The organism is Butyrivibrio sp. INlla21 (assembly GCF_900116875.1).
In the GTDB taxonomy this organism is placed as follows: Bacteria; Bacillota; Clostridia; order Lachnospirales; family Lachnospiraceae; genus Butyrivibrio.
Genome location: NZ_FPCC01000051.1, coordinates 1 through 7,370, shown reverse-complemented (window position 1 = coordinate 7,370; position 7,370 = coordinate 1). Strand labels below are relative to the sequence as shown.

General features: G+C 37.8%; 6 protein-coding genes, 1 pseudogene and 1 riboswitch. All 7 genes and pseudogenes read left to right on the top strand.

Annotated elements, in window-relative coordinates:
* The coding region (locus BM377_RS15810) for a transposase domain-containing protein (protein WP_143104530.1) at positions 1-271 on the top strand (271 nt) is incomplete at its 5' end.
* Between the two features lie 220 nt (positions 272-491).
* A complete protein-coding gene (locus BM377_RS15805) occupies positions 492-1,439 on the top strand; it encodes a rolling circle replication-associated protein (protein WP_442857320.1) in 948 nt (315 codons plus the stop codon).
* 959 nt (positions 1,440-2,398) lie between these two features.
* A complete protein-coding gene (locus BM377_RS15795; RefSeq protein ID WP_092250917.1) occupies positions 2,399-2,977 on the top strand; it encodes a tyrosine-type recombinase/integrase in 579 nt (192 codons plus the stop codon).
* Positions 2,978-3,642: 665 nt separating this feature from the next.
* Positions 3,643-4,932, top strand: coding sequence for an IS110 family RNA-guided transposase (locus BM377_RS15790; protein WP_242948194.1), 1,290 nt, complete (start codon positions 3,643-3,645; stop codon positions 4,930-4,932).
* Between the two features lie 405 nt (positions 4,933-5,337).
* Positions 5,338-5,958 carry a DUF2625 family protein gene (locus BM377_RS15780; protein ID WP_092250913.1) on the top strand — a complete coding sequence of 207 codons (621 nt, stop codon included), beginning with the start codon at positions 5,338-5,340 and terminating at the stop codon, positions 5,956-5,958.
* 181 nt (positions 5,959-6,139) lie between these two features.
* Positions 6,140-6,238: riboswitch (TPP riboswitch) on the top strand.
* Between the two features lie 45 nt (positions 6,239-6,283).
* Positions 6,284-6,991: an energy-coupled thiamine transporter ThiT gene (locus BM377_RS15775; protein WP_092250911.1), complete on the top strand. Its 708-nt coding sequence runs from the start codon at positions 6,284-6,286 to the stop codon at positions 6,989-6,991.
* A gap of 179 nt (positions 6,992-7,170) precedes the next feature.
* Positions 7,171-7,370, top strand: a pseudogene (locus BM377_RS15770) (IS5/IS1182 family transposase); the annotation flags it as partial.

The following is a 7,370-nucleotide window of genomic DNA, read 5'->3' as shown; positions in this document are numbered from 1 at the left end:
TGAACGAAGTATAAGACCGTTCACGATAGGCAGAAAGAACTGGGAGTTCATGAACACCATCAGAGGCGCGAAAGCCAGTGCTGTGATCTATTCAGTTGTTGAGACTGCAAGATTAAATAACCTCAGTTCCTATTACTACGTTGATCACCTCCTTACAGAACTTCCAAAGCTCCGTGATGAGAATGGAAATATAGATACGGCAAGTCTGGATCAGTTATTACCATGGTCCGAGACATTACCAGATAACTGCCGTAAACCACGCCGCAAATAAACCTGCGGCGTTTATTTTACAGATAGGCGGATTATTTGACGCTTACGCAGGTAACACAGCACAGGTTACTTTTACTGCTGGTAAAAACAGGAAGTGTCCGATTAAAAATCTATCAAAGGATGAGTTCGTGGATTTATCGACAGGCGAGGTGAAGAAACGTCGACATTCAGAAAATCGTTTTCAGTCACCAAAAAGTGTTCGGAAGAGTATCAATTCTTTAATGGATTTGATTCGTTGCAATGCAACCAATCCTGCAAACTGCAAATGGATTACATTGACATACAGAGAAGAAATGACAGATTGTAAGAGAGTATTCAAAGACAATAAGGCTTTTCTGCGTAAGCTCCGAAGTTATCTGAAGAAACAGAAGCTACCAGAGTCAAAGTCTTATTTCAAATTTATCGCAGTAGCTGAGCCACAAGGTGAGAATCATGGTAATGCTTGGCATATTCACTTACTTCTGATATTTGATTCAAAAGCTCCTTATATCAGTAATCAAGATATTTCTGATTTATGGGGGTATGGTATGACAGATACTCAAAAAGTCTATGACGCAGATACACTTGCTCTATATTTCAGAGCGTATCTGTCGGATGTTGAATATGTAGATGATGATAACAGTGATGATTCTGCTGATATAAGTTTTGATATTCTGTCGGAGTATGAGAGAGAACAGATTGAAAAGACAAAAGATGGGGTATCTAACACAAATATAGTTACAAAGAATGTAGGTGGGATAAATAAAAAATTTATAAAATGTGAGAGACTCAAATACTATCCTACAGGTATGCCCTTATACTCTTGCAGTAGAGGAATGAAAAGACCGACAGTTGAGCGTGTTGAAAATAAGGCTATTAAGGAAAGGCTAAAGAATTATTATATGTCATTTAGACAGTCCTTCGTCATAGGCGATAAAGAAAAAGGAAACATTGTTGACAAGCGGTATTATCAAAAGAAAGGTACTGGTTCTGGCAGATATTGGAGAAAGACTAATAAGGCGGTAGTGCCAGATAAGCCAGTTAAGCCGATAGACCCATTGTGGAAAATCAAGGAAATCTGCAAGCGTGGTCTTAATGGAACTACACCAGATGAATCAAATATCAGACCAATGGATGCAGATGTTCCAGAGATTCTGAGAGGATTCGGAGCTAAAAAGGTTATCACATAGAACAGTACTGAAAAACTGATAATTTGAATCTAAAGTGAAGATTTTCCTAAGTTACCGTAACCGATATTCTTTCTGCTACATGATATCCGTTGTCTGAATCCATAGTATTTTCGGTCAGTTGTTGCGGTGAGAAATATTAAAATATTGGTAGATTAGAGAGGGGTAGTATAGTCGTAATTATCGGCATTCATAAGATTGTGGATATTTGTTATCATGGTTTCTGTAGCTGTTCTCATAATAACTGAATCTGTTATCATCTCTACTTCCTTTGAATTAATATAAGCTGATACTGTTATGAGTAGTACTGGTATTGATGAAATCTTAACCTGCTTCTGTTTTGAGATTATATTGTTATTCTCTGACTTAATCTGTTTTAAGTTCTGTATATGCTTTGTAGATTCGGATTCTGATATAGGAACTTTGGCGGTAGAGTTTATTGGATTATTTGATTTGTCGGTGATGCGTGAAGGTATCGGATGATGCAGTTTATGATTTGTTTTTTGATGCATTTCATCATGATTTTATAATCAAGGCTTTTCTTTCTGGAAATATCCGTTTATTTTTGGGGTGTTCTGAAAAACAGTAGATTGCTGTAGTATGATTATTGAAAAATTATCTGTAGTTAAAATCCTTTGTGATATCTCCCTGCTGTTTTAAGGAACTTTATCAAAACTGAAGGTGCTTTGAGTATCGCTGATTTTGTTTTAATCTCATTGTCGGGGTAGTCATGATATATGTTTTTCAAGTGTTCCGATATCAGAGAGCTTATAATGGTTATTATAGGAACTATCCTTTATATACTGGCTTTTCTGATTCTGATGATGAAATATAGGAACTTGAAATCCTTGTTATAGGAACTATTGCAAGACATACATTTTTGTATGCTCCAGTTACGGTCATGATTCCGACAGATATATCTATTGAGATTTATATGCGAGATTAAAGGATTGGTGAGGTTTATGAATAAGCGTTCAAGGTGCATTGATGAAGATACATTTAAGCTGATTGTAAGTACGATCAGAACAGGCTTTACAGATAATGATGGGGTAGTCAGACAGCCGAATGAGAGGATAGCCACAGTTCTTACTATAGAATATAATCTCGGTATCCGTATAGGTGATGTGTTGGAGCTTCGTATGTGTAATCTTGTGAAAGATGGCAAGAGGTATTGCTTTGATATCACAGAGCAGAAGACTGGGAAGCATAGAGGGTATACCATACCTATAGATGTGTATCTCTTTATCCAAGAATATGCCAATGCTCATAATATCCTACCTACACAGAAGCTCTTTCCGATATCGGAGCGAGTGGTGTCAAAGCTTCTTAAAATAACCTGTGAGTATCTGGGGCTTGATGGTATCGGCACACATTCTTTTCGTAAGGCATTTGCAACGAATGCTTACATCAACAGTGATTATAATATAGAGCTTGTCAGAAATCTTCTGCAACATTCCAGTCTGGATACTACGCAGAAATATATCGGTATCGGAACAAAGGAGATGGAAGAGGTCATACTTAAGAGCGTGTGTCTGGGGTAAATATCAGTGATAGAGGCGGAAGGCGCGTTGTCAATTTTATAAGTGTATGATAATTGATTAGGTGATATCGCATTGAAAATATAAGATAAAGTTAAAAGGCTGTAGGCTACTTGTTGAATAACAGGCAACTACAGCTTTTTCTCTGCTCTGGGGTATGCTGTTTTTTTGATGTGGTCGGCATCCTGCAAATATTTTGAAAAAAGTGCTTGACACGCCCTCATATCTGCTCTGTTTTCTATTAACCTGTCGAATTACTCCATTCCTGTCTGTAATCGTCAAATCTGGGCTTCTGAATTGCTCACAAAGTGCATGAAATAAGGCTTCTGTGGGGCATGTGTGAAAAAGTGCGTTTGGTATAATAGATGCTGAAAATGATTTTCGTATTAACTCTGGATTTTTTCAAAAATGACTTGAATAGCATCTGAACCAGAGTTAACATACACGACAACTTCCAAAGCGGTTCGTAAGTCTTTGATAGTTGCCTGCATTCATGTGTGGGTTATTTGCTCCTGTAAAGTCAGCGGTATTGTCTGTATCAATACTATGAGTCTGACCAGAAATGTACGAATATTCCACCCTTGTCGGTTGGGTTGCTATGCGTAATTCCCAAACACGATTTAATTGTTGAGGCTTTCGATATTTTGATTAAGGAGGATTCATCTATTATGAGATTATGTGATTATTTATTTGTAGGTATTGACCTGCACAAGCTGACTCATACAGCTATGGTATTAGATAGCTGTGGTAAAGAGTTGGGAACTATAACATTTGATAATGTTCCAACAGATTTTTCAAAGCTGGAACGCAAGGTAAAGAAGTGTATTCAGAAGATGAAGCTGTCACAAGGGGTAGAGGTTGAAGCTTTCTACTGTCTTGAGAATGCCTATGGTTATGGTAGAGCATTGGCTGTATGGCTGATAGATAAGGGTTATATAGTTAAAGATGTCAATCCAGCATTATCTAATCGCCAAGCGAAGCACAGAGCCATGTATCGTAAATCGGATGAGGATGATGCGAGAGCTATTGCTATGGCAGGAATCCATGAATTCAATAAACTGCCAGATGCCTGTCCTTTGGATGAATACTGGAGTATTCAACAGTTGGTACATCGTAGGGACACGATAATGAATCAGAGAGTGCGACTGGTTAATCAGTTGCATGAGCAGTTACATCGTGCATATCCGTATTACAAAGAGTTCTTTCAAGATATATCAAGACCGACTGCACTGCATTTCTTTGAGACATATCCATCTCGTAAGTATCTGATTGGAGTTTCGGTAGATGATATCAGAGAAGAATTATTACCTGTAAGTCATAACAAGTGTTCAAGTAAGGTGTGTCAAAATATCTATGAGATTGTATCAGCGGATACATCAAAGGTTTGTGAGTATCAGGATTCCAGAGACATCGTAACTAGGGGTATCATTTCTGATATACAGCATTCAGATAAAATGCTTGCAGAGATTGATTCAGAGCTTGAGAGATTGTATAAGGAACTTGGACTTACACTTGCAACAATGCCAGGTATGAAGATAATCATGTCCATGAAACTTATAGCTGAGATTGGCGATATAAGAAGGTTTAAGAGTTCAGAGAAGTTAGCTCGGTATGCAGGTATCGCACCTATGCCGTATGGCTCAGCAGGTAAGAATAAGGATTATGCCACTAAGCAAGGTAACCGAAGACTGCAAGCTACCATTTATTATCTGGCGGTACAGCAGATACAGATATCGCCAAGTGGTAAGCCAAGAAATCCATATTTCAGAAACTATTATGCGCAGAAGCTGTTGGAAGGTAAGAATCCGAAGCAGGCTTTGATATGTATTTCAAGGAAGCTGGTTAAGGTTATATATGCCATGCTTAAGAATAAGACAGCTTATGTGATGCCAGAAGCTCTTGAAAGTAAGGAAGATAAGGTATCAGATTCCTGTGATGTAACGAAAGAAGCATCTTAGGAATAAGAGATTAGTTAGACTTTTTGAAGTATTTGGCTTGGAAGTATGGCAGTATCTAATTTGTTGTGATAGAATGACAGAAACTGAAAGTATTACAGAGACAGGAGGTGGCTGTCATCAAGAATAAGAGAATATTGAAGTGTCTGCTGATGATGGTCGTCAGTCTGTTTCTGATACTCAATTTTTCAATAGGGGTATCGGCAAGCGGTGGTTATGATAGGCAAGAAGCGGATGCTTGTATAACCATAAGTGGGAGACTCTCTGTCAAGAAGGTGGAAAAGGCTCAAGCGTTAAACATATTTCACCATCGGATAACAGGGGGGCAGGTTCTTCGCTTTCTCATCAACTTAGAGATTATCCGGATGGAACAAAATATAAAATAAAAATAACTGATGGAGATTGAGTATGGGAAATTGGCATGAGGTAAAGGCATATATTGAAAAAAGCAATAGAAATATAATATTATTCGAAGGAGAAGAGCAAGTTGGCAGAGAGCAATGCTTGACATTAAATATTCCGGAAAAAACGTTATTATATGAGATTGTATGTAATTCTAGTGGAATTATTATAGATAATTGGATACGAATTATGGGGCAAACAAATAGTAATAATGGAATAGAGTATTATAACAAGATTATTGAAGATTCTCAGGAAATAGCTGGTTTATTTATTGTTGCATCGGATATTTTAGGTGGATTATTTGCTATCAATATAAACAGATTTGAAGATGGGAAAAACAATATATGGTATTTTGCTCCGGATACACTTGAGTGGGAAAATTTGGCTATGAAATATAGTGATTTTATTTCATGGGCGTTGCAAGGAAATATAGATGATTTTTATGAGGCTATGAGATGGGACAACTGGAATAGTATTGCAGAAGATGTTTCCGTAGACCAAGGAATTTTGGTTTATCCATTCCTATGGGCAAAAGAATGCGATGTTGAGAAGGCCGAGAAGAAAGTAGTCCCTTTTAATGAAATAATTGCTTTGAATTTTGATTATAAAAAAAGATTATTCGGATAAAATGAGCACCAAAAAGATTCATGAAATATGCAATGAAGATTTATTGGTTAGACACTGTATTATAATTACATTATAAATAATAGCTTTGAAAGCTTTAAGTTGGAATTCGCGTATGAGTCCTGAAAGTAGATAGCGTGATTGACTTTTGGGCGTCACAGGCATAAACTTGGTTTGAAAAAATAAAATAAGCTAGGGGTGCAGATGCTGAGATAGAACGATGTTCTTACCCTCATTACTTGAACCGGGCAATACCGGCGTAAGGAAGCATATTTAGAAAACCTAAGTTTTCACACACCCTCTTAGCGAAATGCAGGAGGTTATTTTTATGTCCAAGTTTATCAGTTTCATCGAAGATCACTACGAGCTGACCGGTGCGGGTTACTATCTGGCTGTGGCGATTCTTTTGCTCGTGATTTTCATTGCAGCGTCCTTTATTTCCAAAAGACAAAATACTAAGGAAATGACTGCAAAAGGTCTTACATTTGCCGGTGTAGCGGTTGCACTTGCATTTATCACTTCATACGTTAAGTATGAGCTTCCCATGGGCGGTTCTGTAACATTGTTCTCCATGTTCTTTGTTTGTCTTGTGGGTTACACATTTGGTATACGCATAGGATTATCTGCAGCTTTTGCATACAGCATTCTTCAGTTTATTCAGACCGGCGGTAAATATTTCCTGACACCTTTCCAGACATGCTGCGATTATTTCTTTGCTTTCACAGCACTTGGAATCGTTGGATTTTGGTATGGCAAGAAGAAAGGACTTATTACAGGATATGTTGTTGCTGCTCTTGTGAGAGGGCTTTTCCATACACTCGGAGGCTATATTTTTTGGATGGATTACATGCCGGAGAGTTTTCCTAAGAGCCTCGCGGCTGTGTATCCCATCGTATATAACTACAGCTATATTCTTATAGAAATGGCAATCACACTTATAATTATCAACATACCTGCTGTAAAAGGTGCTATAGAGAAAGTAATCGCGTCTGTTTCGGATAATAAGAACAACACCGAACCTTCAGCTCAGGCGTAAAGATATGAAAATAAAAAACGCAAGACGTTTATCGTCTTGCGTCAGACTGTAGACAAAGTCCACGGCAAATGCTGTGGATTTTTCTTTTAAAAAGTGTCACAAGCCCTGTATTTATCTGGGATTGAGGCACTTTTTATGGTATAATAAAAGTATCAAAGTTGTGGATGGGGATAGCCTTTATGATGACTTCTAATACCGAAAGAAAGCGTGAACAGATGCAGTTTGTGAGCATGGATGATCTGGTACCTCAGGATCACATGCTCAGGCTTATTGATAAAGCAATTGACTGGTCATTCATATATGACCTTGTTGAAGATAAGTATTCATCAGATATGGGCAGGCCCAGCATGGATCCTGTCACACTCATTAAAATCCCTTT